Below are 22,763 nucleotides of genomic sequence, written 5' to 3' on the forward strand. Positions count from 1 at the left end.
GGACATATTTTTTACTTAAGCAACTTTTCTAATAGGGTTCTCGAAATTTGGTTCATAAGCGCGCAATAAAGAGTCCATGCTATGCGGTAACTCTGAATCTCCAAAATCTGTTAGAACTGTTAAGATTTTAAGTATACTTGGCATCTCATCTTGAATTTTTAAAATTAAAGCTTTTTCTATTACACTCATAGTATCAACCAGAGTAGTACAATCTTTATCATTCATATTTTCATGTCTAGAAAATTGAGATAATGCCAACCACAAATCGCATAAGAAGTTAGTATCTATCTTCATTGTACACCCCCAAAGATTTGTTCTCTTAAACATGCTAATCCTCTGGATGTGATTTTTGTTGAAGGGAGTACCTTTTCTGTACCATCCGGTCTTTGGATAGTAATAGCAGGGCAATCCATGAAGCCTTTTTTGATTTTATCCTGATAAGGCAACAAAGGCGCCCCTGGAGCCCGCCGATAGACCCAATCATGTTTACGTAAGTAATCGGTTAAATCCTTTGGTCGTATCTCTAACATTTTTGCAGCTTCGATGAGACCAAACAATCCATCAGAGCGTTTTAAACCTTCCAAAGCCTCTGCTTTTGGAGTCAATTCGGCAATAACATGGTTTTTTTGTTCTATTTGACTTTGTAAGTGATTCAAGACACCAAGTAATGCTTCAGGTTTGGAGTAGTCAACTTGTGGTGTTGCTATTTGCTTTTCCAATTCTTGCCAACGGTCAATGATTTTTGCTCGTAAAGCAGTGCTGTAACCAGACACAAGAATTAGACATTCACGCTTTGGAAGGTTGTAACAAGGAAGTGTACGCCCTGTTGAGTCTTTGTATAATCCTGAAAAATCACTCACCCCAAATTTGGGGGCAGTACTTTCAGAGTTTAATTCTCCTAACATTTGTTTAATGTCACGCATGACATGGTCATGTCTTTTACCGCACAACTCAGCAATTTCGCGACTAGACATAGTCTGAGTGGTAGCACTATTAGCAGTGCTTTCTCTAATTTTTATAAGAGTGTTCATAATGAACTCCTTGTTGATAGATGTTTCTTAATGACACTCCAAAAGAGCGCCGGGTGCTAAGAAACACGGCAACAAGCCCGTCGTTATGCTTTTCCCCCGAAAGGGTATTTTATGGCATAACCACACCCGACAAGACCAGTATACGCTATACGCGCATAATGAGTCAAAGCCTTTACAATGTGCGGAAGACTGATTATTTCGGCAACCAATCCGCTTGTTGTTTTGAGGTGTTTCTTAGGCACCTAATTCGATTATTCATATTGTTGCCACATTGTCAAATAGAAAATGAGACAAGTTATAAAAATAATCGGTTAAATCCTTTGGTCGTATCTCTAACATCTTTGCTGCTTCGATGAGACCAAACAGACCATCAGAGCGTTTTAAGTCTTCCAAAGCCTCTGCTTTTGGAGTCAATTCAGCAATGGTATTATCCTTTTGCTTGATTTGACTTTGTAAGTGATTCAAAACACCCAGTAATGCTTCGGGTTTGGAATAATCTACTTGTGGAGCGGCTATCTGTGGTGTTGCTACTTGTTTTAACCGTCTTTCACATTCGATAAAGTATAAACGAGCTTCTCTTCCTTTCTTATTATTCTCAAGCATAGAAAGCTCTTTAGCTACACTTAAGGTGAGGTGATAGTCTTTACGATTGTGACCACCCCTGCCTTTACTTCCCAAAATAGGGAAGCAAACAAAGTCTTGATTTTCTACTAAATTATATTTGTTGATACGTTCAGTAATCCAATCCGCAAACTTTTTACCTATTTCCAAAAATGTATGTAATTCACGTGCATTTACCATCTGAACGGTATCGCCATCAATACTGGTTTGATGTATGTCGATTAAATATTGTGCCATGATTTGGCTCCTGTTTGTTTAAAGTTTCTTAATGACACTCTATGAAGAGCGCCGGGTGCTAAGAAACACGGCAAACAGTCCGTCGCTATGTTTTCCCCATAAGGGTATTTTATGACACAGCCACACCCGACAAGACTAGTATATGCTAGACGCCTATAATGAGTCAAAATCTTTAACATGCGGAGATAAAGATTATTTCGGTAACCTATCCGCTGTTTGCTTAAGGTGTTTCTTAGGCACCTGGTTCGATTATTCATATTGTTGCCACATTGTCAAATAGAAAATGAGACAAGTTATAAAAATAATCGGTTAAATCCTTTGGTCGTATCTCTAACATTTTTGCAGCTTCGGTGAGACCAAACAATCCATCAGAGTGTTTTAGACCTTCTAAAGCCTCTGCTTTTGGAGTCAATTCGGCAATAACATGGTCTTTCTGTTCTATTTGGCTTTGTAGGTGATTCAAGACACCAAGTAATGCTTCGGGTTTGGAATAATCTACTTGTGGAGCGGCTATCTGTGGTGTTGCTACTTGTTTTAACCGTCTTTCACATTCGATAAAGTATAAACGAGCTTCTCTTCCTTTCTGATTGTTCTCAAGCATAGAAAGTTCTTTAGCTACACTTAAAGTGAGAGCATAATCTTTAGAGGGACGACCACCTTGGAGGTTTTCGCCAAAATTGGCGAAAACTATATAATCCTGATTTTCTATAAAGCTGTATTTGTTAATACGATCTTTAATCCAATTGGAAAAATCTCGTTTTGCTTCTAAGAATGCATGCAAATCACGAGCATTGACGGTTTGAACAGTTTCTTGATCAATAACCTGTTCTGATATTTCTATAAGTGTGTTCATAATGAACTCCTTGGTAATAAATGTTTTTGATTGACACTCTAAAAGAGTGCCGGGCGCTCAAAAACACGGTACCAAGTCCGTCGTTATGCTTTCCCTGCGAAGGTATTTTATAGCACAACCACACCCGACAAGACCTTTATATGCTACCACATATAATGAGTCAAAATCTTTAATGTTCAGAAGATTGATTATTTCGGCAATCAATCCGCTTGGTATTTTAAGGTGTTTTTGAGGCACCTGATTCGACGATAGATATAACAATACTATCTTGTCAAGTGACAAAAAACTTTTTTCTAAAAAATAATCCACTATTGTACAGTATGTATATGAGTACACATTAAATTCGTTATTTATCAATGTGTTGTGTGTACAATGTACAGTCAATTTGAAAATTCTGTCGCTAGCGATAGTTCGCGCTAGCCTGCCCCGCAACGAAGCCAACCCGCTGGAAAGTACCTTTTACATTGATTTTATTGACTTTTTTATGAAAAAACAAAGCATAAGTGATAATCTGTTTTTAAAATTACAATAAGAATATGTAATGCCTAAACTCATAAGGATATGTAATATAGAGATAAAGCTTGAGAACATGATCTAGCCTTTTTTATTAGCAGCGTATCCTTGACGAGAAAATTGTCTCTGTATGTTTTTGGTTAATCTTTCATTGGCATATTGTGCAATAGCACTTGCAATTTCTGGCTTTGACATCACTTTAGCAATTGAAGGTCCTTCTTGTTTTGCAATGGGGAATTGCTCTCCGTCATCTCTTTGAAACACATTCCTTCCCATTTTCAATTCAACGCGCTTTGGAAAACTGCCTCCCTTGATAAAACCATGGGGTAAGATTTCTTTCTTTCCAAATAGTGTGTAAGTTACGCCGCGTTTTGTTTCTTTTGCTTTAAAAAATTTAAGAGGTATCGGTGTTCCAGAACCAATGATATCTGTCTCAAGAAAGCTTGCTGTCGCCTTTTCTTTAATATAAACGCCTCTTTTGATACGCTTTATTTGGGCTGATGAGATGTCGGCAACTTGTTTTTCAGTAAAGCGTTCAACTTGTTTTGCTGCGGTGTTTAGAGCATTACGCAGAGCCCAATTAAGGCGAGGGGCTTGAAGGCTTGTGAAGGTATCCTTCACTTGTTGAAGATACCATTTTTGGTGGATGATTAACTTCAACTTCTAAGCCTTTTTTTGGGTAGGTGTTGATGGCTTGGAAGCTTTAGGTATTTTGGGTTGTTCGAGTAGAATTTCCTCGGTTGCTGATTCAGTTGATGTTTGTACGGCTTCTTGTTCTATCTGCTTAATTTGTTCAACTCCCTTGTCAGGCTTTATTTTTGTTTTAACATCAACAAAAGGTTTAGCAGCATTTGCACGCTTGAGACGTGCGTAGACTTGATGAGAAATCTCCATAAATGGATTATTGGGAGTTGAAGTTTCAAAACGAACAGTGCTTTTATTATCGCCCACAACACACATTGGCTTGGTGATGATTGCTTTCATCTTCGCTCCTTTTGAGGCAATGAATTAATGACATCATTAGTCACTTAATGGCGTTTGATATGTGCAAAATAGATTAGCCTGTTATTATCAATGAAAACAGTAATTTAAGCCCTTTTGAAAGCTTAAGATTTTATCAAATTTTAGGGGATATTTTTGAAATTTAGACACAATAAAACCACTACAGTAGTATCATTAAATACAATTTTTCACCTATTGTCAATAGAAAAAATATATATTTTGTATTTTTTTTTATGTTAAAATAAAATTTTCTAAAACATTTTAGATTTTATAAATTATTAAGCAATTATTATAGAAATGATAGTTATATCCCTCTTAACTATAGCGTTTTGTTTGCCTGCTGCCTTTTGATTTTCATTAATATTTTGTAGATCATATGTAATTATACGCTTTTACAAAAAAATCTAGAGTGAGAAATTTCTCCATATTAATTGAGCTAAATATTAAGTTCGTGACGGGCTGCTGTTGCCAAAAAAGCAGATCTTGTTAAACCTCTCTCTTGTGCACAATTATCAATTGCACGCAAAAGCCCTCGTTCAATTGATATATTTGTACGTACGACCTCTGAGTCATTTTCAATAAAAGGAACTTGTATTAAAAAAGCTCCTTCTGACAAAGCTTTTTTGACAGCTTTCTGTTGTATTACTTCTTCAAATTTTAAAGGAATAGGCACTGTATCCATATCTTCACAGTAAAGTTGCAAAGCCTCGGTTGCATTTATGATAAGATTTTCTTCTTCATCAGCAGCAGAGAATAGACCTTCAAAATCAGGAAATTGAACACCAAAAGCAGAATCTTCATCTTTATGAACAAGAGCAAAAAATCTTTTCATTTTTCTTCTCCTTTTTTTAACCATCCTGCTTGTAGTGCAATAGAACGCGCTGTACCAATTGGAAGATTTTTCTTAGGATGTGGAACAATAACAACCTTACCATCTTTTTTAAATTTATGGTGCGAACCTTTTACTTTGACAAGTTCAAAGCCATCGCGTTTTAATTTTGTAATTATCTTTCGGCTGTTTTGTTCCATTCCCTAATCTTATAATGTGTATATATTTACACACTATACTTTTTCTTATTTTAAGTCAATGTTTTTAATGATCAAAATATTTCTGGAGAGCGTTCAGGACTATCCGCAATGAAGGTACAAGGTATGGTAATTCTTGATCTTCACTAACAAGATACTGTAGCGCAGCATAAAAATTATGCTGTCTGTAAAGGTGTTGTGTTTCTTTTATTACCTCTTGCATATTCAAAAATTGTTTTGTTGCAAATTCAACCCATTTTTTTCTAGCTGCCTCATCAGAAGATGAGGGCATTTTATCATAAATTGCATTTGGTAAGGCTTTTGCACAGAGGTAATTATTTCTCACTTCAAGGTATTGTTGTGCTGCATCATACTGATCTTGATCAATCACACCTTGCAGATAAAGTCGTCCGATATAAGTACCGGAAAGCGGGTTTTTGGCGTCTTCTATGGTCAAGCCAAAGCGCTTAGCACGCATTTCTATTGCCAATTTGTCGATGGGATCATGTGGCATTTTTGTCCGTGAGATACGACCATTTGGTTCTCTGATCCATCCATTAATCCTAGGGCGCCCACGTTTTGCATGTTTTTTTCTTTTAGCCATATTTTTTCAATCAGAATGGGACGCTATCATTAAGAGCTGTTCTATAATCTTGAGCACCTGAAGCAATAGCATAATTTTGAGAGGTAATGGGTGAGGGGGGTGCAGATTGCTCTTTCTTTGCATCAAGCAAATGCAGTTCACCTTTATATTGTGACAAGACAATCTCTGTTGTGTAATGGTCATGACCGTTTTTATCTTGCCATTTACGTGTTTGTAATTTGCCTTCTATGTAAACCTTTGAACCTTTGTGTAGATATTGAAGAGCAATTTTTGCCAAATGTGGATTAAAAACCACAATGGAATGCCATTCCGTTTTATCTATTTTTTGATTAGTCTTTTTATCAGTATAGCTTTCAGAAGTCGCTATACTAAAATTGACTATTTCAGCTCCAGAAGCCATGGTTTTGCTTTCGGGGTTAGCACCGAGGCGCCCGATTAATGTCACTTTGTTTAGCATGTTTTAGTTACCTTAAATTTGTATTTAAATATGTAAAAAATATTAGCAATAATTTTATTATTTTTCAATTATTTCAGTAAATTAATCACAATTTTTTAAAGTATTACTTTATAATTTTATTTGATAAATTATTCATCAAGAAGACGCGTTATGTAGTTACTTCAGTCTTGTATTTAAAACTCTTGATATACATACATAAATGTATTAACATAAGATATGAAAATAAGATTTGAATGGGATGAAGCTAAAGCGAAAAGTAATCTTAGAAAACACCGTGTAAGTTTTGAAATAGCTGCACGTGTTTTTGCCGATCCATTCGCTATGGTTAAACAAGACCGTATCGAAAACGGAGAATATCGTTGGCAAACTTTAGGGCTTGTGGATGGTTTTTTATTACTTCTTGTAGCTCATACTGTTCATGATGATAAAGATGGCATAGAGGTCATCCGTATTATTTCAGCGCGGCGCGCTAACTTGAAAGAGAGGAAACGTTATGAAGAAGAAAATTCGTTATGAGATGGACATAGGCCATTTATCGCCTTTAACAGATAAACAAAGGGTCGAAATTGATGAACTAGCGGCAATGCCAGACAGTGCAATTGATCATAGTGATATTCCAACGTTAGATGATGCATTCTGGAAAAACGCTGTTCGCAATCCATTCTATAAACCAACGAAAACTGTCACAACAGTGCGTGTAGATTCAGACGTACTAGCATGGCTTAAGAGTCAAGGAAAAGGCTACCAGACGCGGATTAACGCCATTTTACGTGATGCTATGCTTCGTTCAATGCGTTGATCACTCCCTTCGCTAAAAAGCAAGGAAGGGTTTGCTTCTTTGGTTAAGGCTTTATAGTTTGTTTGCTTCTTTTGTATCTACTCAATTGAATATCAAGCGCTTTTTCTAATTCTCTATCTATATCGTAAACTTGTGAATAACACTTCTCACCATCATCTGTAATCTCACAAATCAGTGTATCTTGACCACGCCTTGCTCTCTTCTTATTTGCACTGTCTATCAACGCTTCATAACTCAATACGCTTTTAGGAACAGCACCCCCATAAACCCATGCTTTTACTTGCGCTTTGGTGCTAAAATCTGCCTTTTTGGGTATGGTGTAATACTGACCACCGTCAAACTTTTCACACTCTCTTGTGCCGTCTTCATATTCGTAGAGGTTGTAAAAATACTCTGCCGCTCCGTCTCCCCAAGGAACATACCCAACAGCCGTTGCGATAAACTTTTTTTGCATTGGTTTTTTACGTTGTGTTAAGAACAGTTGTTTTAAAATTTCCATGTTTTAATTCTATTTTTTTTACCGATAAGTCAATTTACCTCAAATTTAATCGTACAGAGCGTTTTATATTACGGTGGTTTTTAATCATAAAATCTTTAAATCGCTTTGTACGGTACCTTTTTATCGATTTAAATGCATATCTAATCACAAAGCTATCAGCACTTTTCACTGAAAAGGATTTAAATCAATCTTCGGTTTTTCAAGCATTTGCATCAGTTTATCCCATTTTTCAGCAGAAACAGGCTCTCCTTTCGGCTTAATCTCTGGTCTATCGAGTGAGGTAAATATCCCTTTAACAGTAGTTCGAATATCGTCTTCAAGCTTTTCACAGTAAAGCAGAAGATCAGCAGAAGCGGGTATAAATGTTGTTGACAAGCCTTCTGCTTTACCCTTCATCACATCCCTTGTTGCGGTTTTGATTGCCCAACGGCTTAAACCATCGAGAGAAAAAAGATAAGCAACAGCTGTGGCTTTTTCATCTTCTCCAGGTTGGCTTTTAAGTCCACCAGAAAGCGTGAGAAACATAGCTTTTATTTCTTCCTCAGAAGCTTTTTCATCAAGCATTTGCAAAGCTTCATGACCCAACGAAATAATTCTCTTCGCTTCTGCAGGTGATGGCTTTTTGCCCGGTAGCCAATGGAATGGAGGGTTTTGCATCATCCTCGAACAAAAATTTGTACGGACTGTCTGCATTTTTGAAATCGGACATGTGTTGTGTAATTCTATAGGCACGACCGCGCTGTTGTCCTGTTTGGGAATTGGTTTGTGTTCCATAATTTTCTCCTTGTTTGTAATCCTTTGCATTTCTTACCCAATTGCGCCATGTTGCTTGCCAATCACGCTTGCTAGCGTCTTTACCTGCCTTGGCATTCCAAAAATCTCTAAATTTTGCGATTTCAACTTTGATACGCTCTGGAGGCAAGCCCTCGTTGATTGCAAAATCGTAATCGGGTTCAAAATCCGCAGGCAATCGACAGCCTCTATCAGCTTTAACCCGCTTGGCTTTCTTAGGAACGCTTGCTTGCTCGTGAATGAGAGGTTGGTTTTCTGATGATGTTGCTTTTTGATCTGATTGGCTTTCAATCGCATCAGCCTCGAGTGGCTCTTCAATCAAATCCGTTGTTTCTAAATCTTCAAATTCGATTTCTTTTTTTGATAATACGATAGTATTATTTTTTTTATATATATTTGTATTGTTTGTTATGGCATCACAAGCATCATGCTTAGCATCATGCTTAATATTACAAGCATCTTTTGTATTTTTATCCCATCTTGCCTTTGCTGCCTTCTGTGCTCTCTCTGAAAACTTATTCAAATTCTCATTAGAGTTGTTAAGTTCCTCTTCAACTTGTAAACTCCACAAACGACCGTCTTCTAAACGTATCAGTCTCTCATCACTCAATAAAAAGTCTAGCGCTTTATTAAAAGCTTTTACTGAGCAACCAGAAATGCGTGCTAATATAGAGGCATTCTCAAGAATTGGCTGTCTCTTCTTATACATAAGCAATGTCAACATCATATAAGTCGATATTTGATGAGACGTCATTCCACTCGCTTCAGATACCCAATCAGAAGGAAAACAACGAACCCAAGCTAACTTAGTTGACATACTTCACCTCCCTTTCTTCATTATTATTGCAAGTGAAATTATCTAACTCTTCTTCACTGAGACTGTTGAGTTCCTCTTCAACTTGTAAACTCCACAAGCGACCATCTTCTAAACAAATGATATGTCCAGTTTCCAATAAAAGATCTAATGCTTTCTGAAATCTTTTAATTGAACACCCAGCTAATAAAGATAACACTCGAAAATTATTCGTAAGCGGTTCACCAGTGCGAAGCATCTGAAATCGCAACTTCACATATATAAAACCTTCAAAAGGAGGCAAATGTGCAAGATCAAGTAGCCACTTGTCTGCAAAAAGCCGCGTCCATGGTAACTTAGTTGACATGCATTGCCTCCCCTCTTTTCTTACTCCACCTTGCTATTGCTGCTTTATGCGCTCTTTCTGAAAATTGACTAATGCTATAATCAAAGGCTCGTGAATTATGCCATAAACGACCATTCTCTAATTGCGTGATATGACCTGTGCTGATTAAAGTCTCTAATGTCTTTTGAAACGTTCTTAATGAACACCCACACCAACTCGATAAATAAGACGCATTATTGATAAGAGGCGCTTTTCTATCATTCATTAGCAACATAAGTGTTGTATAAACAGCCTTCTCGGTCGCTCTTAATCCCATAAGATCTTTTAAAAAATGATCTGTACTAAATTTTACAAACGCTACTTTATTACTGGACATCATTGGAGATCTCCCTCTCTTTAACTAAATATAAAATGGCTAAAGCATCCGCTTCATTATCATCACAAGGCGCGTGACCTTTTGCACACATTGCCTTAATCATTTCTTCTTTTGACGCATTCCCTTTGCCTGTCATTGCTTTTTTAATCGTACCAACGGGAATGCCTTCATACGGTATCTGATGATGTTCACACCAAGCTGTTAATGTTGCTAGAAAGCCCCCATAAACATGAGAAGCGTCTGTACCCACATGCCGGCGTACCTCTTCAAAATACACCGCATCAATTTCATCAACAGATCTCTTTAGTTCAGAAAGCCATTTCTTAAAGCGCAGATAACGCATCCCCCCGCCTTCAAAACGGCGTGATTGAAAATGTTCTGTATCACTTGTGATAAAACCATCTGCATCACGAAGCGCCCAGCCAGTCTTAGTCCCTAGATCAAGACAGAGAATGGTTTGTGCTTTAGTGATCATAATCCCCCCCCCCTTAAGGTTCTACGTATTTATATCTGTGCTATGATAGAGCGTGTTGTGATTGCCGGTCTTGCAAAAATGTTTGTGAAAAAGTATCCTCCCGACGATTCTAAAGAATTGGGGGGAGTTATGATGCAAGAATGGATAAAGATATTTCTTACAGGTTTTCTGTCATTTATCGGATCACTTTCAGTAGCGCTTATTTTAAGAAATAAAGACCGTAAAGAAGCAGCCAAAATCCGCAAAGATGATTTAGAAAAAGCTGCAAAAGAACGAGAAGAAGATAGAGAATGGGTAAGCAAGCAATTTGCAGAAAGCCAAGAACAGACGACAGCCCTTAAAGAGCAAGCAATATCGACAAAAGATCTCGCCAAATGGTCAGAAGAACATATTAAAATTTTGTTAGATAACAAAAGAGTACAGGATTTAGGACCGCCACTTTCCATATATGCAACTGGACCGCATCTTCCAACAAAGGACAAGTGGACGCTTCTTTTCTTAAAGGTAGAAAATAATGCACAAACTGTCATCCATATTTTAAATATAAAGCTAAAAGATGGTTCTCGCTTTATTCTTGGATATGGCATCATATACAAACCTGAAGAAAAATGGTGGCAAATGCAATCAAAATATGTTAATCCTGATGCCAGACCAACGTCACACACAATATCATCCGGATACTGTGAGAAAGCAAAGAATTTTCGAACGGGACAAGAAATCGATGTTAATATTTCTGTAGCTCCCTCAGAAGGCAAACCTTCGATAATCCTTATTTTTGTAGCAGCACGTGAAGAAGATATAAAAGACCAAGTTACTTTAATCATTACCCATACATCCCCACTACAACCAGAAACAAAAATGACTGTAACGACACAAACCGACCTCATAGACTTTAAAAAATTGGATTAACTCCCTTAGGCAAATATTTTTATGCTAAGTCTATTAATTCGATTTCTTCTTCTCTTTTTTCGATGAGTTTATCCCTTAAGATATCAAGCTTACTTTTGACTGAGACCATGAATAAGATCAGCCCATTTAAGCGATAAAAAGATGACAACTCTTGAGAAAAATAATTATCAAACCAAGCCGTAAAAGCTTGTGTAAACACAGATGAAAACCATTGATTAAAGTCATCGTACGGCAATAACGGAAAATAATTTCTATCATCACGCACAAAAATACTATGCAGCGTACAGACAAGAGAACCTTTTGATGAGGGATCTATGCTTATTTCATATGTATTATGAGGCGAGCGGACACCACAATATATGTCTTTCTGTCCAATCTTATTAACAAGATCAATCAACTGGACTTTGCTTATAGTGATCTGTGGGACATCTATCATCTCTGATCTTTCCTCTTTAAGAGTGTGTATGGGGCTGTGGGTGTTTATTATTATCTGTAGAAGCAGCAATAAAAGCAGGCATAGAACTGTTCTTTAATTGTTGTAGTTTCAGATAACTTTTTAATGATAATCCTTTGCCTTGTTCCCAACGACAAACAGAAGCTTGCTTAACGCCTAAAAGGTCTGCTAATTCCTTTTGTGTTAGAGATAAACACTTTCGGATAGATTTAATCTTTAATTTTTCCTCTGTGCCCATTTGAATTGAATCCATTATCTTTAACCATATACGCAATTGTATACAATTTATTTAAAAAAACAATAGATTTTTTTAAATTTAAAAATCATAAGTAATTAATTATGACAAAAAACATCATTGCTACATTGCAAGTATTGCAATCTGAATTCGGTCTCAGTCAAAAAGATCTTGCAGATAGACTAAATGTAACTCAAGCAACCGTTTCAAGGTGGTTGGGGAGTGAGTCAGACCCTAGAGGTTCACATAGAGATGCAATTTTAGAACTTTATAAAAGCTTAAAGGGCTATAACCAAATTACTACACTTGTTCCTCTTATGGGATATGTAGGAGCAGGGCTAGAGATTGACACAGATGTTGAGCAAATTCCAGAAGACGGACTTGAAACAATCGAGATACCATTTGATTTGCCTTTTGAAGCAATAGGATTCATGGTTCGTGGAAATTCTATGTATCCCGTGTATAAAGATGGTGATTTAATCGTAGTTAAACATCTGCAAACAAGACCAGTGAGCGATTATTATGGTGATGAAGTTGTTGTTCTAACAGAAGATAATAGGCGATTTATCAAACAAATTACTCGTTCTTTAGAAGGTATTGTACTCAAGTCATGGAATGCAGACCCTATTAAAAATGCTAAGATAAAATGGGTTGGAGAAATAGTTGCAATACTACCACGTAAATCCTATCGTCCACTTATGAAATAATCTCAGTAAGACTTTTGTTTCTATTACTTTTGAAGATGCCATTTAAGTGAAAATGCAAAAAATAGTGGATAATGGACAGATGGTTTATTTGCCAAAAGATAGACTTAAAATAGCGCGTAAGAACGCTGGATATGTAACACCGAGTGAAGCTGCGCGCGCTATACCAGCTCTTAATCAAAATACCCTAATTAGTCACGAAAATGGAAATCGTGGTATTTCTCGACAAAAAGCCGAACTCTATGAGCAAGTGTTTAACGTGGATCCGGGGTGGATTTTATATGGCGAATCTCTTCAAGAGAATCCTAGCCTTAATATAAGTATTCCTCTTATTTCATGGATTAGTGCTGGAGAGTTCAGTGAGCAAGATGAGATAATGGATTTTTCAGATTATCCTATGACAGAAGCTGTTAACCTTCCTGCCGGTGAATGGATTGCGTTGCGTGTGGATGGTGCATCCATGAATAAAATTAGTCCTCCAGATTCCATAATACTTGTAAATATGCGAGACAAAAAGCTTGTACCTAATGCTTGCTATGTAATTGCAGATGAAACTGGGCAGGCTACATATAAGCGATATAGACCAAATGATAATCCTCCTTTTCAGCCTGCTTCGTACGATAAAACAATAAAAGCTCCAAAACTTGAAGGTGCCATTTCTATAATAGGTCGTGTACGACGCACTATTCTTGATATGTAAACACAATACGATTCCCTCTTCACGTTATCAATTAAACACCCTTAACGGGTTTTAGCAAGTTTGATTGATTTTTATCAGTAAACCGCGCATTTATTGATTCTAAAATCAGCTTTTAACTCTTATTTCTGAAGAGGGCATTTAAATGAAAATGCAAAAAAAAGTGAAATATATGTAATTTTTTTCTTGATTTAATTTATACGTTTGCGTATAAGTATTATATAAATTAGCACAAACAATCGCCAAGAGGCGTTAGGGAGGGGAAATTATGGAAAAGCCAATTCTTATAAATTCCAATGAAGTTTTATTAGTTGCCTACGATAAAGAGCAATACATTGCAGAGTCTGGACCACTTGATGCAAGCCAAATTCTAAACATTGTTGACGAGGCAGATGATGCAATCCAAATCTTTCGCATAAATCCTTCTGAAAAAAGTTGCGAAGATATTTCTGAAGATATCGCAGAAATTTATCTCAGAGAATGTGAAGAACAGTATTTTAACGGAAACATACCTCACGATTTTATTTTACACAGCACTGCATACGGTTTTTTTTTAGATGATATAAAACAGCGCGAATATGATGATGTAATGTATGGCTCTTACGAACAGCAGCACCGTTTGTGTCCTTGTGATGTGCTTTAAAATTCTTAAGGGCGTTTGAAAAAGCGCCCCCTTTTTCCCATCAATCCCACCCAATATGAGGTCCGTAATGGAAAAGCTAATTGCTATCCAGCAAAATACAAACAAACACGAAACAATTCCAACCATGTCTAGCATTGAAATTGCAGAGTTATGCGGTAAAAGACATGGCCATGTAATGCGAGATATTCGTAAACTATTTAGCGAACTTAAAATCAACCTGAGTAATTTTGCTGGATTATACAAAGATTCAACAGGTCGTACTCTTCCTTGTTATCATCTTCCTAAACGTGAATCTCTTATTGTCATTTTAGGTTATAACACTGTGTTACGCGCAAAAATCATAGATTATTGGAAAAAATTAGAAGAGCAAGCAGCTAATCCCCAAATCGATTTTTCGAGACCTGAAATACGAGCAGCTATCATGATGCATCTTAAAAATAAAATTAAACAGACTGCATAGGGGTTCATCATGAACATTCTCATAGAGATTAAAGAACAAATCATTGATCAGGAAATAGTTCAGACAGTAAATGCACGTGATCTGCATGCATTCTTAGAGGCAAAACGTGACTTTTCAAATTGGATTAAGGACCGTATTACTAGATACAATTTTATAGAAGGACAAGACTTTGTAAAAACACAAGATTTGCGGTCGCCAAATTTGGCGAGCGCAAAATCTAGGGCTGTTATCGCGATTAACTACTATCTCACACTCGATAGAGCCAAAGAACTTTCTATGCTTGAGAACAATCAGAAAGGGAGAGAAGCCCGTTTATACTTTATCGAATGTGAAAAGCGTGTAAAGCAAGTAGTAACACCACAAATCGACTATTCAAGTCCAAAGGCTATGATTGGCTTTTTGAATTACCTACAAGGTCAAATAGATCAAAAAGACACCATCATTGAAGATTTAACACCAAAAGCCATGGCTCTTGAAAGCTTACAGCGCCATGATGGGCTCTTTGGTCTGACTGAAGCCGCTAAAATACTCGAGATGCAACCAAAACAATTCATTCAATTTTTACAGCAAAAAGGGTGGATTTACAGACGTACAACAGGTGGAAATTTGCTACCTTATCAAGACAAAATCCAAAAGCAACTTATGGATTGTCCAACCATCACACTTCAAACCGCTAGTGGAATAGAAAAAGTCATTCCTTGCGCAAAAATTACTGCAAAAGGCATTGGTGTGTTGTCTCAAGAACTGAAACGACAAAGCATGCATTAAGAGGCAATCATTTTATGGAAAAGAAATACGAACTGATTGATAAAACAAACATGGTTTATTTGTATCAATTTTTGAATTTTTTAATTGACAATATACTATCAGTATATATATGTTTGAATCTGGTGCCTGAAAAACGCCTTAAACGAGCAGCGGATAGATTACCGAAACAATCTTTTTTCCGCACATTAAAGACTTTGACTCATTATATGCTACGTGCGTATAATAGCTTTGTCGGGTGTGGTTGCGCTATACAATACTCTTATGGGGAAGGCGTAACGACGGACTGTTCGCCGTGTTTTTCAGCACCCGGCACTCTTCATAGAGTGTTAATGAAAAATCTCTAGTCGAACAGGAGTTCATTATGAACAATTTAGTAAACATCCAAACTACATTAACAATGTCTAGCTGTGAAATTGCGGAGTTGTGCGATAAAAGGCACGACAATGTAAGGCGCGATATTAAGCAAATGTTAGGGGAGTTATATCCTGTAGGAGGTCTCCTCAAATTTGAGGGCACCTATTTAGACAAACAAGGCAAATCTCAAAATTGTTACAATCTCCCTAAGCGTGAATGCCTTATCTTAGTTTCAGGATACAGTACAGTGTTGCGTGCTAAGATCATTGACCGCTGGATAGAACTCGAGAGTCAAGAACAGAATAATTATGATACTGATAAACGCTTTGATTTGCCAAGTCATTGGGAAGGTATGAGCGCTGGTGAAAAAGCTCTGTATCTTTTAGGTCCTATTCATGTTCGTCTTATCGATGCTTTCAGAGTAGATGAAGAAAACAGAAAATACAAAGCTCTCATTAAAGAAGCAAAACAGGTGTTAGCAAGATCTGTCGTGAAAGCTGCTTAGATTTAAAATATAATCTCATCTTCTCGTCTTTACAGGCGGGGAGGTGGTCAATATCACACAGTCTCTAGAAACGGGATTCTAACAATACAAAACAACCAACCTTTTTAACACAAGCGTGCTTCACGCCACGGGGGAATGCGCTTCAATGGAGGAAAGCAAAATGAGTGAACCAAACACGAACCTAACAGCAGTAAACAAAACAAACGATTGTGAAGTCAAATCTACGGCTATGGATCTCATTTTAACCAGAGCCTTAGAAAACGACATCGATATGGATCGTCTCGAGCGGCTCATTGCATTGCGAGAAAAAGAAATAGAGAGACAAAACTACCAATACTTTGTTTCTGATCTTTCAGCTATGCAAATGGAATATCAAAACATTCAAAAAAACGCTAAGAATGCCCATACAAATAGCCAATATGCAACCCTTGACCAACACATTGATGCTGTAAAGGAAACCTTGTCAAAATACCACTTCGCTTTGTTTTCTCGTATTAAAGAACAAGGTCATGATACTATGATTATAGAAATGACATTGACACATCCTTCAGGAAACAAAATATCAACAGAAGGAAAATTTCCTTATGATGTTAAAGGATGCAAATCAACCATCCAATCGGTAGGCTCTACCATCACTTATGCACGCAGATATCTTTTAAGCATGCTCCTTAATGTAGCCAGCAAAGAAGATGACACAGATGGAAATATACCTATCAAATCTGCTTTTCCACAACAGATCACTGAAATCAGAAACCTCATGTCACAAACCCAAACAGAAGAGGAAAAAATCCTTGCTTATGCAAATGTTGAAAAGCTTGACGATATGTCTGATAGACAAGCACAGACGGTGTTACATCTTTTGAAAAATAAACAAAACAAGAAAAAGATAGAAACGGAACACTCTTTACCATCACAAGACCAACAAACGGTGGTGTGAAATGGACCAAAGAACAGCAGAATGGTTTCAAGCCCGCTTGGGAAAAGTCACCGCATCAAATATTTACAATGTCCTGAGTAAAACAGCCAAAGGAACCCCAACAAAAAAATATGAAGACTATAAAATTAAACTCATTACAGAGCGTTTAACAGGAGAAGTAAGCCAATCTTATCTAACACCAGCTATGCAATGGGGCATTGAACATGAAGAAGATGCCTTGAGAGAATATGCATTCATTTATGATACAGAGGTCACTCCATGTGGTTTCATCCCACATCCCACAATAGAAATGGCTGGTGCAAGTCCTGATGGATTTGTTGGTGATGACGGTTTAGTTGAGGTTAAATGCCCGCAAGCAAATACCCATCTACGCTTCTTTATCGATAACCAGATTAAGCCTGAATATAGCGCACAAATGCAGTTCCAAATGGCTTGCACTGGGCGTAAGTGGTGTCATTTCATTAGCTATAATCCGCATTTTGTAGGCAGATCAGATCACTTGCGCATGAAAATCAAACGCGTGGAGCGTGATGAGGAACAAATTAAACAGATCAATCAAGCTGTTGAAGTCTTTTTAGAGGGAATAGAGCAAGACATGAAGAAGGTCTTGACACAAGCTGCTTGACATTATGGGGGTGCTTTCTCCTCCCAGCACCCCCGCCCATTTAAGTAACATAAAAAAATAGAAAGGTAATGAGATGATATTTGATGATGGCGATAGATATGTAACAACCCGTGAATGTGCACAGCTTTTTAGTGTCTCTACAACAACGATTCGCAATTGGGTGCTTCAAGGTGTATTTCCAGAGCCCTATAAGCTAGGAAGAGCAGTAAGATGGAGAAAAAAAGAAATTCTAGCTTTCACTCCAAAGAAAAATAGGGAACAAATAACAACAAATTAAGTAAAATTGTATAAACCACAAGAGGTGGTCTAAAAGGTGGTCTGAAAATTGCTATTTAAATAAAAAGTCTATGTATTTCAATGCATTAAATATAAAAAACGGTGCCGCATGCCGGATTCGAACCAGCGACCCCATCATTACGAATGATGTGCTCTACCAACTGAGCTAATGCGGCATATGGGCATATGCTTGTATATTTATTAAACAAAAAACAATTCGAGGGTAATAACCAAAAGTATGCACAAAAGCAAGCATGTATTTTTTTCAATAATTTATAAAATGTAACTATTATTGAGGGAAGAGGAGAGAAATTCAAAGGTCTAGAACAGAACAGTATTTTTTGATTTTGATGTTAAAAATACGTTCCGATTTACCACTACGTTCAAATTTAGAAACTGGTATGAAAAACATATTTTCGGGGTGGAAAGTGATATTAGGCTATCTTCAGAAGATAACATATTGCTTCTCCTAAGAAGGCGAGAGATTTATTGGACAAGAAATTGGAAATAAAAGATATCATTGATCCTTATGATGTGAGGATAAAAATAGTGGAATTGATAAAAAGTTACTTATCATTCTTATAAAAATGATGATAAAAGTGATTCAATAAATTCAAAAATATTTTTCTATTTAAGATGGAGTAAGAGCCATGTCAGATAAAAATCAGTTGATAGAACTAGAAAAGAGGTTAGTTTATCAAGAGAGGCTTGTTGACGAACTTTCTTCTGTAGTAACCGATCAATGGAAAAGTTTAAATAATATATCTAAAAAATTAGACACCTTAACGAAGCGGTTTTTAGATTTAGAAGAACGGAGTGTGTCTGAAGCTGTTATTCCACCATCTTCTCATAAATAGAGGTATTGTATATTTTTTGGGGGCAAGTTTTTCCAATTAGGAGTCTTGGTGGTTTTTTAAATATATAACGAAATATACACTGCAGTGGACGCATAATTTGTCACAGCAGTCGTTTATCGCTCTGTTTTTTTGTTTAGCGCATTCTATTAAGTATATAGAGCGGCTTTTATAAGATGCAAAATTTTCCTTATTATTTCAAGAAACTTCAGTTTTATAAGAAATACCTGTGTTATGAAAAAGTGTTTTCTGTATGCAGTCTATGATGCTAAAAAATAGAGAAAATCTTTTGAAGGGGATAAATGAGCAATCCTAGAAAATTGAGCCATTACGATATGTGCTAGTTTCACTGTAACGATTTTCTTATAAATGAAATGAGGAGGTAAATAGAATATCTCATTTTTTTAATTGAGGCAACTGATTTGATATTGCAGTTTCTTATAGCAATCGTGAATTGATGTATATGTTTATAATAAGGTGCTTTTAATATGTATTCTTCTTAACAAAATAGCTTTCAGCGATTTTAATAGAATAAAGTCCTTTTAAAATGCGTCGACTATATATGGCACAATGGATTTTAGAAAAGTCTTTGCAATCTCAAAATCAAATATATCCTTCTTTTAAGTATACGATATTTTTTGAAAAGGCTTTTGTTTTTCGTGATTCAAGATACAAAATGCTACTGCTAAGACACCCAATATAAACCATACCGGTAAACAGGTAAGAGTAATGCAAATTGAAGATAAAGGAGCAGGTATCATGTTATGTATAAACTGGTTAAGGTGATAGATATCTGTTTTCAGGAAATTTGCTAATATTTTATTTAAAGGGGTTGCCGTCCAGTGTAATGTGCTCATAGAGTGTATGCTATCAATGACTGATACTATAATTGTTAGTGTAACAAAAATAAAAGCCATTAATTTGAGTAAGGGGCGCAGCATATTTTTTCCTGTAATTTCAATAGGACAATCGCATAATGCACAAAAAGAGAAGGAGTTGCATTATGACAAGAAAAATAAATTTATGTTCTTTTTTATAATTTCTGTTGAAAAAAATATGGTCAAAGATATTATTAACCCTTCGTATAAAATTTCAGGCCGATATCAAGGGAGGGGAGAGTAAGGAATAATGCTTAAGAATACGAATAATGAATTGAAGCGTGGTCTTCAAAGTCGTCACATTCAAATGATTGCTTTGGGTGGTGTCATTGGAACAGGGCTTTTTTATGGATCAACTGAGGCAATTCAATTAGCAGGTCCTTCAGCTATTTTAGCTTATCTTATCGGCGGGCTTATTATATATTTCATTATGCGAATGCTTGGTGAAATGTCAGTAGAAGAACCATCTTCAGGAGCTTTTAGTTTTTTTGCTTATAAATATTGGGGGAGATTAGCTGGTTTCATAACAGGTTGGAATTATTGGTTTCTTTATATTCTTGTGAGCATGGCTGAACTTACAGTGATAGGGTTTTACCTTGATCATTGGATTTTGATTGATCATTGGAAGTCATCTTTCATTGTTCTTTTATTTGTTACATTCGTTAATTTGTTTAATGTTCGTTTTTATGGAGAATTTGAATTTGCTTGTGCTTTGATCAAAGTTGCTGCCGTTATTGGTATGATTATTTTTGGAATTTTTCTCATTGTTACTGGAATAGGGGGAAATGAAGCGAATATTCATTATCTTTGGGATCATGGTGGTTTTTTCCCTTATGGAGCAATAGGAGTTGTTTTAGCGACTTCTGTGGTAATGTTTTCTTTTGGAGGAACAGAGCTTATTGGTATTGCTGCTGGAGAGGCATCTAATCCACAAAAAACAATTCCAGCGGCTATCCGTCAAGTTATGTGGAGGATTATAATTTTTTATATTGGTTCTATCAGCGTTATTATGATACTCAGTCCATGGAATATGATTGGAAAAAACGGTAGCCCTTTTGTTACGATTTTCGAGACTATAGGAATACCTGCGGCTGGCCATATTTTGAATTTTGTGGTCATTATGGCTGCTATTTCTGTTTACAATAGTGGCATTTATTCTAATGGCCGTATGCTTTATAGTTTAGCTGTACAAAAAAATGCACCACATATTTTTAGTAAATTGAGCGTGGCTCGTGTTCCTTATGTTACTATCCTTTTTTCGTCATTCTGTACGGCGTTGATTATCGTTGTTAATGCTCTTGTTCCTGATAATAGTTTCATGCGGATCATGGCTCTTGCAACTGCAGCAGCAGTGATTACTTGGGCGATTGTTGTTATTGTTCATTTGAAATTTCGCAAGGCACATAAGAACAGAAAAGGCGGCTTTACTTATGCGTTTGGTTTATATCCTTACGCTAACTATCTTTGCCTCTGCTTTCTTGGTTTATTATTTTGTATTATGTTTGTCAGTGGTTTTGGGCAAGATGGATTGATGACTCAACTTTTTGATATGATAGGAATCAAGGTTTCTTTTCTTGAAACATATATTCCTGTACAGATGCCTGATATGAGTTTAGCAGTTATTATTATTCCTCTATGGTGCTTGTTATTACTTTTAGGCTATAAACTTAAGCGATAGCAGTAGAAGAGGAACTAAAGGAATTGATTGGAATAAATCTTGGGGATTATAAAGTTTGATAAGGTAACACAAGTCTTTGATGATTTATGTGTATTGAAGGGTATTACTATACAGCTTACCGAAAAACGAATCGCTGTTATTGGTGCGAATGGTTCTGGAAAAAGTACATTTGTTCGTCTTATCAATGGGCTACAATTACCGTCTCATGGTTTTGTAAGTGTTGATGGGCTTGATACAAAGCGTGATGCAAAGGCGGTAAAGCGTAAAGTGGGATTTGTTTTTCAAAATCCTGATAGTCAAATTGTTTTACCATTAGTGGAGGAAGATTTATCTTTTGGTCTCAAAAATCTAAAACTTAGTAAAGATGAGATTAAAGAGCGTATAGATGAAATTTTACAGCGCTATGATCTTCAAGCTTTTAGAAATCACGCAGTTCATTTATTAAGCGGGGGACAAAAACAACTCGTCGCTATTTCCAGTGTAGTAGCGATGAAACCAGACTATATTGTTTTTGATGAGCCGACGACATTACTTGATTTGCGAAATAAGCACCGTGTTACGCACGTAATAGAAGAATTAACACAAACAGCAATTGTTGTATCTCATGATTTGGAATTTCTCAAAAAGTTTGATAGAATGCTAGTTTTTGATAAGGGGGAAATAGTTGTTGATGATGTACCGTCTGTTGCGATTAAAGAATATATGAGAAGAATGTCGTGATCAGTTTATATCTTGCTCAGGATACATTTGTTCATAGACTTAGACCAGGGATTAAATTGTTATCCCTTGCTATATGTGCGACCATTCTATTTATGGTATCAGCGATACCTATCTTTTTGCTCTTTTTATTGTTTATCGCTTTACTTTATAGAGTTGCTAAGGTGCCTTTTAACAATGTGTTAAAGCAACTTAAAACAATAGGTCTATTTTTAATCCTTATATTTGTTTTTCAAGTTATTTTTAAAAGTTGGCTTACAGGTTTTGAGGTTGTATTGCGTCTTATTTCTCTCGTTTTTTTAGCATCACTTATGTCTTTAACGACTAAAGTTTCAGATATGGTGGGTGTAATTGAAACATGTCTTCAACCATTTCGACGTTTTGGTATAAATCCATCAAAATTTAGTATGGTAATATCTATGGCAATCAGATTTATTCCGGTTGTTAGTGAAAAATTCAATGAAGTGCGTGAAGCACAGCGCGCACGTGGATTTAATACGAATATTGCTGCTCTGGCAATGCCGTTAATGATACGAACCATCAGGATGGCTTCAGAAGTTGCTGAAGCACTAGATGCACGTTCTTATGACGGTGATGCTGATGATAAAATACCGAACGGATAATACAGTTAATTCATAATACAGG

General features: G+C 36.4%; 34 protein-coding genes, 1 tRNA gene and 2 pseudogenes. 16 read left to right on the forward strand and 21 right to left on the reverse strand.

What is annotated here, in order from left to right; genetic code table 11:
- Positions 1-15: 15 nt before the first annotated feature.
- The 11 genes and pseudogenes from J7R07_RS00805 to ssb all read right to left on the reverse strand — a co-directional run bounded on the left by J7R07_RS00805 (position 16) and on the right by ssb (position 6,344).
- Positions 16-294, reverse strand: a complete 279-nt coding sequence (locus tag J7R07_RS00805; RefSeq protein WP_208435053.1) for a hypothetical protein — start codon at positions 292-294, stop codon at positions 16-18.
- Positions 291-1,031 carry a Rha family transcriptional regulator gene (locus J7R07_RS00810; RefSeq protein WP_208435054.1) on the reverse strand — a complete coding sequence of 247 codons (741 nt, stop codon included), beginning with the start codon at positions 1,029-1,031 and terminating at the stop codon, positions 291-293. Before J7R07_RS00810 ends, J7R07_RS00805 begins: the two co-directional genes overlap by 4 nt.
- Positions 1,032-1,114: 83 nt before the next feature.
- A complete protein-coding gene (locus tag J7R07_RS00815; protein WP_167309083.1) occupies positions 1,115-1,273 on the reverse strand; it encodes a hypothetical protein in 159 nt (52 codons plus the stop codon).
- Between the two features lie 61 nt (positions 1,274-1,334).
- Positions 1,335-1,889, reverse strand: a pseudogene (locus tag J7R07_RS00820) (antA/AntB antirepressor family protein); the annotation flags it as partial.
- Positions 1,890-2,190: 301 nt separating this feature from the next.
- A pseudogene (locus J7R07_RS00825) lies at positions 2,191-2,742 on the reverse strand (antA/AntB antirepressor family protein); the annotation flags it as partial.
- A 594-nt stretch (positions 2,743-3,336) separates the two neighbouring features.
- Positions 3,337-3,915, reverse strand: coding sequence for a hypothetical protein (locus tag J7R07_RS00830; protein WP_208435056.1), 579 nt, complete (start codon positions 3,913-3,915; stop codon positions 3,337-3,339).
- A gap of 3 nt (positions 3,916-3,918) precedes the next feature.
- Positions 3,919-4,239 (reverse strand): hypothetical protein, encoded by a 321-nt coding sequence (locus J7R07_RS00835; RefSeq protein ID WP_208435057.1) that lies wholly within the window; start codon positions 4,237-4,239, stop codon positions 3,919-3,921.
- Positions 4,240-4,693: 454 nt separating this feature from the next.
- A complete protein-coding gene (locus J7R07_RS00840) occupies positions 4,694-5,089 on the reverse strand; it encodes a type II toxin-antitoxin system HicB family antitoxin (protein ID WP_208435058.1) in 396 nt (131 codons plus the stop codon).
- Complete coding sequence (locus J7R07_RS00845) at positions 5,086-5,286, reverse strand: type II toxin-antitoxin system HicA family toxin (protein ID WP_208435059.1); 201 nt, start codon at positions 5,284-5,286, stop codon at positions 5,086-5,088. Before J7R07_RS00845 ends, J7R07_RS00840 begins: the two co-directional genes overlap by 4 nt.
- Before the next feature lie 64 nt (positions 5,287-5,350).
- Positions 5,351-5,887: a hypothetical protein gene (locus tag J7R07_RS00850; protein WP_208435060.1), complete on the reverse strand. Its 537-nt coding sequence runs from the start codon at positions 5,885-5,887 to the stop codon at positions 5,351-5,353.
- 10 nt (positions 5,888-5,897) lie between these two features.
- Positions 5,898-6,344: a single-stranded DNA-binding protein gene (gene ssb / locus J7R07_RS00855; RefSeq protein WP_208435061.1), complete on the reverse strand. Its 447-nt coding sequence runs from the start codon at positions 6,342-6,344 to the stop codon at positions 5,898-5,900.
- Positions 6,345-6,560: 216 nt separating this feature from the next.
- Here ssb and J7R07_RS00860 point away from each other — a divergent pair, with 216 nt between their 5' ends.
- Entirely contained in the window at positions 6,561-6,860 is a 300-nt protein-coding gene (locus tag J7R07_RS00860) for a BrnT family toxin (protein WP_208435062.1), read from the forward strand.
- On the forward strand, positions 6,838-7,143 hold the full coding sequence (locus J7R07_RS00865; protein WP_208435063.1) for a BrnA antitoxin family protein: 306 nt from the start codon (positions 6,838-6,840) through the stop codon (positions 7,141-7,143). Before J7R07_RS00860 ends, J7R07_RS00865 begins: the two co-directional genes overlap by 23 nt.
- A gap of 43 nt (positions 7,144-7,186) precedes the next feature.
- On the opposite strand, the gene J7R07_RS00870 is transcribed toward J7R07_RS00865, so the two are convergent.
- The 6 genes from J7R07_RS00870 to J7R07_RS00895 all read right to left on the reverse strand — a co-directional run bounded on the left by J7R07_RS00870 (position 7,187) and on the right by J7R07_RS00895 (position 10,424).
- Positions 7,187-7,642 (reverse strand): hypothetical protein, encoded by a 456-nt coding sequence (locus J7R07_RS00870; RefSeq protein ID WP_007346771.1) that lies wholly within the window; start codon positions 7,640-7,642, stop codon positions 7,187-7,189.
- A 165-nt stretch (positions 7,643-7,807) separates the two neighbouring features.
- Complete coding sequence (locus J7R07_RS00875; RefSeq protein ID WP_208435064.1) at positions 7,808-8,227, reverse strand: hypothetical protein; 420 nt, start codon at positions 8,225-8,227, stop codon at positions 7,808-7,810.
- Complete coding sequence (locus J7R07_RS00880; RefSeq protein ID WP_208435065.1) at positions 8,217-9,251, reverse strand: DUF1376 domain-containing protein; 1,035 nt, start codon at positions 9,249-9,251, stop codon at positions 8,217-8,219. Before J7R07_RS00880 ends, J7R07_RS00875 begins: the two co-directional genes overlap by 11 nt.
- Positions 9,241-9,594: a DUF1376 domain-containing protein gene (locus tag J7R07_RS00885; RefSeq protein WP_208435066.1), complete on the reverse strand. Its 354-nt coding sequence runs from the start codon at positions 9,592-9,594 to the stop codon at positions 9,241-9,243. Before J7R07_RS00885 ends, J7R07_RS00880 begins: the two co-directional genes overlap by 11 nt.
- Entirely contained in the window at positions 9,584-9,952 is a 369-nt protein-coding gene (locus tag J7R07_RS00890; RefSeq protein ID WP_425489175.1) for a DUF1376 domain-containing protein, read from the reverse strand. Before J7R07_RS00890 ends, J7R07_RS00885 begins: the two co-directional genes overlap by 11 nt.
- Positions 9,939-10,424: a crossover junction endodeoxyribonuclease RuvC gene (locus tag J7R07_RS00895; protein ID WP_208435067.1), complete on the reverse strand. Its 486-nt coding sequence runs from the start codon at positions 10,422-10,424 to the stop codon at positions 9,939-9,941. The genes J7R07_RS00890 and J7R07_RS00895 overlap by 14 nt, the downstream gene beginning before the upstream one ends.
- On the opposite strand from J7R07_RS00895, the gene J7R07_RS00900 reads away from it, so the two are divergent.
- Positions 10,407-11,333, forward strand: a complete 927-nt coding sequence (locus tag J7R07_RS00900) for a hypothetical protein (RefSeq protein WP_246464797.1) — start codon at positions 10,407-10,409, stop codon at positions 11,331-11,333. The two genes, J7R07_RS00895 and J7R07_RS00900, sit on opposite strands and share 18 nt — an antisense overlap.
- 19 nt (positions 11,334-11,352) lie before the next feature.
- Here J7R07_RS00900 and J7R07_RS00905 read toward each other — a convergent pair whose 3' ends face one another.
- Together J7R07_RS00905 and J7R07_RS00910 are read right to left on the reverse strand one after the other, a co-directional pair.
- On the reverse strand, positions 11,353-11,769 hold the full coding sequence (locus tag J7R07_RS00905; protein ID WP_208435068.1) for a hypothetical protein: 417 nt from the start codon (positions 11,767-11,769) through the stop codon (positions 11,353-11,355).
- 16 nt (positions 11,770-11,785) lie between these two features.
- Entirely contained in the window at positions 11,786-12,040 is a 255-nt protein-coding gene (locus tag J7R07_RS00910) for a helix-turn-helix transcriptional regulator (protein WP_246464798.1), read from the reverse strand.
- 86 nt (positions 12,041-12,126) lie between these two features.
- On the opposite strand from J7R07_RS00910, the gene J7R07_RS00915 reads away from it, so the two are divergent.
- The 9 genes from J7R07_RS00915 (at position 12,127) to J7R07_RS00960 (ending at position 17,992) form a co-directional block, all read left to right on the forward strand.
- Positions 12,127-12,729, forward strand: a complete 603-nt coding sequence (locus J7R07_RS00915; RefSeq protein WP_208435069.1) for an XRE family transcriptional regulator — start codon at positions 12,127-12,129, stop codon at positions 12,727-12,729.
- Positions 12,730-12,808: 79 nt separating this feature from the next.
- Positions 12,809-13,426: a LexA family transcriptional regulator gene (locus tag J7R07_RS00920; RefSeq protein ID WP_208435292.1), complete on the forward strand. Its 618-nt coding sequence runs from the start codon at positions 12,809-12,811 to the stop codon at positions 13,424-13,426.
- Positions 13,427-13,691: 265 nt separating this feature from the next.
- Complete coding sequence (locus tag J7R07_RS00925) at positions 13,692-14,066, forward strand: hypothetical protein (RefSeq protein WP_208435070.1); 375 nt, start codon at positions 13,692-13,694, stop codon at positions 14,064-14,066.
- A gap of 55 nt (positions 14,067-14,121) precedes the next feature.
- Positions 14,122-14,526 (forward strand): Rha family transcriptional regulator, encoded by a 405-nt coding sequence (locus tag J7R07_RS00930; protein WP_246464801.1) that lies wholly within the window; start codon positions 14,122-14,124, stop codon positions 14,524-14,526.
- A gap of 9 nt (positions 14,527-14,535) precedes the next feature.
- Positions 14,536-15,294 carry an antA/AntB antirepressor family protein gene (locus J7R07_RS00935; protein WP_208435071.1) on the forward strand — a complete coding sequence of 253 codons (759 nt, stop codon included), beginning with the start codon at positions 14,536-14,538 and terminating at the stop codon, positions 15,292-15,294.
- Positions 15,295-15,655: 361 nt separating this feature from the next.
- Positions 15,656-16,153, forward strand: a complete 498-nt coding sequence (locus J7R07_RS08280; RefSeq protein WP_246464803.1) for a Rha family transcriptional regulator — start codon at positions 15,656-15,658, stop codon at positions 16,151-16,153.
- Between the two features lie 160 nt (positions 16,154-16,313).
- Positions 16,314-17,090: an ERF family protein gene (locus J7R07_RS00950; RefSeq protein WP_007346780.1), complete on the forward strand. Its 777-nt coding sequence runs from the start codon at positions 16,314-16,316 to the stop codon at positions 17,088-17,090.
- A gap of 1 nt (position 17,091) precedes the next feature.
- Entirely contained in the window at positions 17,092-17,715 is a 624-nt protein-coding gene (locus tag J7R07_RS00955; RefSeq protein ID WP_208435072.1) for a lambda exonuclease family protein, read from the forward strand.
- A gap of 73 nt (positions 17,716-17,788) precedes the next feature.
- The gene (locus J7R07_RS00960) at positions 17,789-17,992 is read left to right on the forward strand and encodes a helix-turn-helix transcriptional regulator (protein WP_208435073.1); all 204 of its coding nucleotides are present in this window, start codon (positions 17,789-17,791) and stop codon (positions 17,990-17,992) included.
- A 102-nt stretch (positions 17,993-18,094) separates the two neighbouring features.
- Here J7R07_RS00960 and J7R07_RS00965 read toward each other — a convergent pair.
- Positions 18,095-18,167 (reverse strand) — tRNA-Thr (locus tag J7R07_RS00965).
- A 474-nt stretch (positions 18,168-18,641) separates the two neighbouring features.
- Here J7R07_RS00965 and J7R07_RS00970 point away from each other — a divergent pair.
- The gene (locus tag J7R07_RS00970; protein ID WP_208435074.1) at positions 18,642-18,848 is read left to right on the forward strand and encodes a SlyX family protein; all 207 of its coding nucleotides are present in this window, start codon (positions 18,642-18,644) and stop codon (positions 18,846-18,848) included.
- 617 nt (positions 18,849-19,465) lie between these two features.
- On the opposite strand, the gene J7R07_RS08285 is transcribed toward J7R07_RS00970, so the two are convergent.
- Complete coding sequence (locus J7R07_RS08285) at positions 19,466-19,786, reverse strand: hypothetical protein (protein ID WP_246464804.1); 321 nt, start codon at positions 19,784-19,786, stop codon at positions 19,466-19,468.
- 187 nt (positions 19,787-19,973) lie between these two features.
- Here J7R07_RS08285 and J7R07_RS00975 point away from each other — a divergent pair, with 187 nt between their 5' ends.
- The 3 genes from J7R07_RS00975 to J7R07_RS00985 are packed head-to-tail and all read left to right on the forward strand — an operon-like array spanning position 19,974 to position 22,741.
- A complete protein-coding gene (locus J7R07_RS00975) occupies positions 19,974-21,401 on the forward strand; it encodes an amino acid permease (protein WP_208435075.1) in 1,428 nt (475 codons plus the stop codon).
- A 39-nt stretch (positions 21,402-21,440) separates the two neighbouring features.
- Positions 21,441-22,121: an energy-coupling factor ABC transporter ATP-binding protein gene (locus tag J7R07_RS00980; RefSeq protein WP_208435076.1), complete on the forward strand. Its 681-nt coding sequence runs from the start codon at positions 21,441-21,443 to the stop codon at positions 22,119-22,121.
- On the forward strand, positions 22,118-22,741 hold the full coding sequence (locus J7R07_RS00985; protein ID WP_208435077.1) for an energy-coupling factor transporter transmembrane component T family protein: 624 nt from the start codon (positions 22,118-22,120) through the stop codon (positions 22,739-22,741). The genes J7R07_RS00980 and J7R07_RS00985 overlap by 4 nt, the downstream gene beginning before the upstream one ends.
- The last annotated feature ends 22 nt before the right edge of the window (positions 22,742-22,763 follow it).

Source organism: Bartonella phoceensis, assembly GCF_902825145.1.
Lineage (GTDB): Bacteria > Pseudomonadota > Alphaproteobacteria > Rhizobiales > Rhizobiaceae > Bartonella > Bartonella phoceensis.

Bases quoted from the DNA above. Each gene is read 5' to 3' on its own strand.
- J7R07_RS08285 (WP_246464804.1), bottom strand. From the start codon at position 19,786: ATGCTGCGCCCCTTACTCAAATTAATGGCTTTTATTTTTGTTACACTA.
- J7R07_RS00950 (WP_007346780.1), top strand. From the start codon at position 16,314: ATGAGTGAACCAAACACGAACCTAACAGCAGTAAACAAAACAAACGAT.
- J7R07_RS00865 (WP_208435063.1), top strand. From the start codon at position 6,838: ATGAAGAAGAAAATTCGTTATGAGATGGACATAGGCCATTTATCGCCT.
- J7R07_RS00840 (WP_208435058.1), bottom strand. From the start codon at position 5,089: ATGAAAAGATTTTTTGCTCTTGTTCATAAAGATGAAGATTCTGCTTTT.
- J7R07_RS00915 (WP_208435069.1), top strand. From the start codon at position 12,127: ATGACAAAAAACATCATTGCTACATTGCAAGTATTGCAATCTGAATTC.
- J7R07_RS00860 (WP_208435062.1), top strand. From the start codon at position 6,561: ATGAAAATAAGATTTGAATGGGATGAAGCTAAAGCGAAAAGTAATCTT.
- J7R07_RS00930 (WP_246464801.1), top strand. From the start codon at position 14,122: ATGAGGTCCGTAATGGAAAAGCTAATTGCTATCCAGCAAAATACAAAC.
- J7R07_RS00935 (WP_208435071.1), top strand. From the start codon at position 14,536: ATGAACATTCTCATAGAGATTAAAGAACAAATCATTGATCAGGAAATA.
- J7R07_RS00970 (WP_208435074.1), top strand. From the start codon at position 18,642: ATGTCAGATAAAAATCAGTTGATAGAACTAGAAAAGAGGTTAGTTTAT.
- J7R07_RS00810 (WP_208435054.1), bottom strand. From the start codon at position 1,031: ATGAACACTCTTATAAAAATTAGAGAAAGCACTGCTAATAGTGCTACC.
- J7R07_RS00885 (WP_208435066.1), bottom strand. From the start codon at position 9,594: ATGTCAACTAAGTTACCATGGACGCGGCTTTTTGCAGACAAGTGGCTA.
- J7R07_RS00975 (WP_208435075.1), top strand. From the start codon at position 19,974: ATGCTTAAGAATACGAATAATGAATTGAAGCGTGGTCTTCAAAGTCGT.
- J7R07_RS00850 (WP_208435060.1), bottom strand. From the start codon at position 5,887: ATGGCTAAAAGAAAAAAACATGCAAAACGTGGGCGCCCTAGGATTAAT.
- J7R07_RS00845 (WP_208435059.1), bottom strand. From the start codon at position 5,286: ATGGAACAAAACAGCCGAAAGATAATTACAAAATTAAAACGCGATGGC.
- J7R07_RS08280 (WP_246464803.1), top strand. From the start codon at position 15,656: ATGAACAATTTAGTAAACATCCAAACTACATTAACAATGTCTAGCTGT.
- J7R07_RS00895 (WP_208435067.1), bottom strand. From the start codon at position 10,424: ATGATCACTAAAGCACAAACCATTCTCTGTCTTGATCTAGGGACTAAG.
- J7R07_RS00805 (WP_208435053.1), bottom strand. From the start codon at position 294: ATGAAGATAGATACTAACTTCTTATGCGATTTGTGGTTGGCATTATCT.
- J7R07_RS00925 (WP_208435070.1), top strand. From the start codon at position 13,692: ATGGAAAAGCCAATTCTTATAAATTCCAATGAAGTTTTATTAGTTGCC.
- J7R07_RS00920 (WP_208435292.1), top strand. From the start codon at position 12,809: ATGGTTTATTTGCCAAAAGATAGACTTAAAATAGCGCGTAAGAACGCT.
- J7R07_RS00890 (WP_425489175.1), bottom strand. From the start codon at position 9,952: ATGATGTCCAGTAATAAAGTAGCGTTTGTAAAATTTAGTACAGATCAT.
- J7R07_RS00880 (WP_208435065.1), bottom strand. From the start codon at position 9,251: ATGTCAACTAAGTTAGCTTGGGTTCGTTGTTTTCCTTCTGATTGGGTA.
- J7R07_RS00835 (WP_208435057.1), bottom strand. From the start codon at position 4,239: ATGAAAGCAATCATCACCAAGCCAATGTGTGTTGTGGGCGATAATAAA.
- J7R07_RS00870 (WP_007346771.1), bottom strand. From the start codon at position 7,642: ATGGAAATTTTAAAACAACTGTTCTTAACACAACGTAAAAAACCAATG.
- J7R07_RS00955 (WP_208435072.1), top strand. From the start codon at position 17,092: ATGGACCAAAGAACAGCAGAATGGTTTCAAGCCCGCTTGGGAAAAGTC.
- J7R07_RS00960 (WP_208435073.1), top strand. From the start codon at position 17,789: ATGATATTTGATGATGGCGATAGATATGTAACAACCCGTGAATGTGCA.
- J7R07_RS00905 (WP_208435068.1), bottom strand. From the start codon at position 11,769: ATGATAGATGTCCCACAGATCACTATAAGCAAAGTCCAGTTGATTGAT.
- J7R07_RS00910 (WP_246464798.1), bottom strand. From the start codon at position 12,040: ATGGATTCAATTCAAATGGGCACAGAGGAAAAATTAAAGATTAAATCT.
- ssb (WP_208435061.1), bottom strand. From the start codon at position 6,344: ATGCTAAACAAAGTGACATTAATCGGGCGCCTCGGTGCTAACCCCGAA.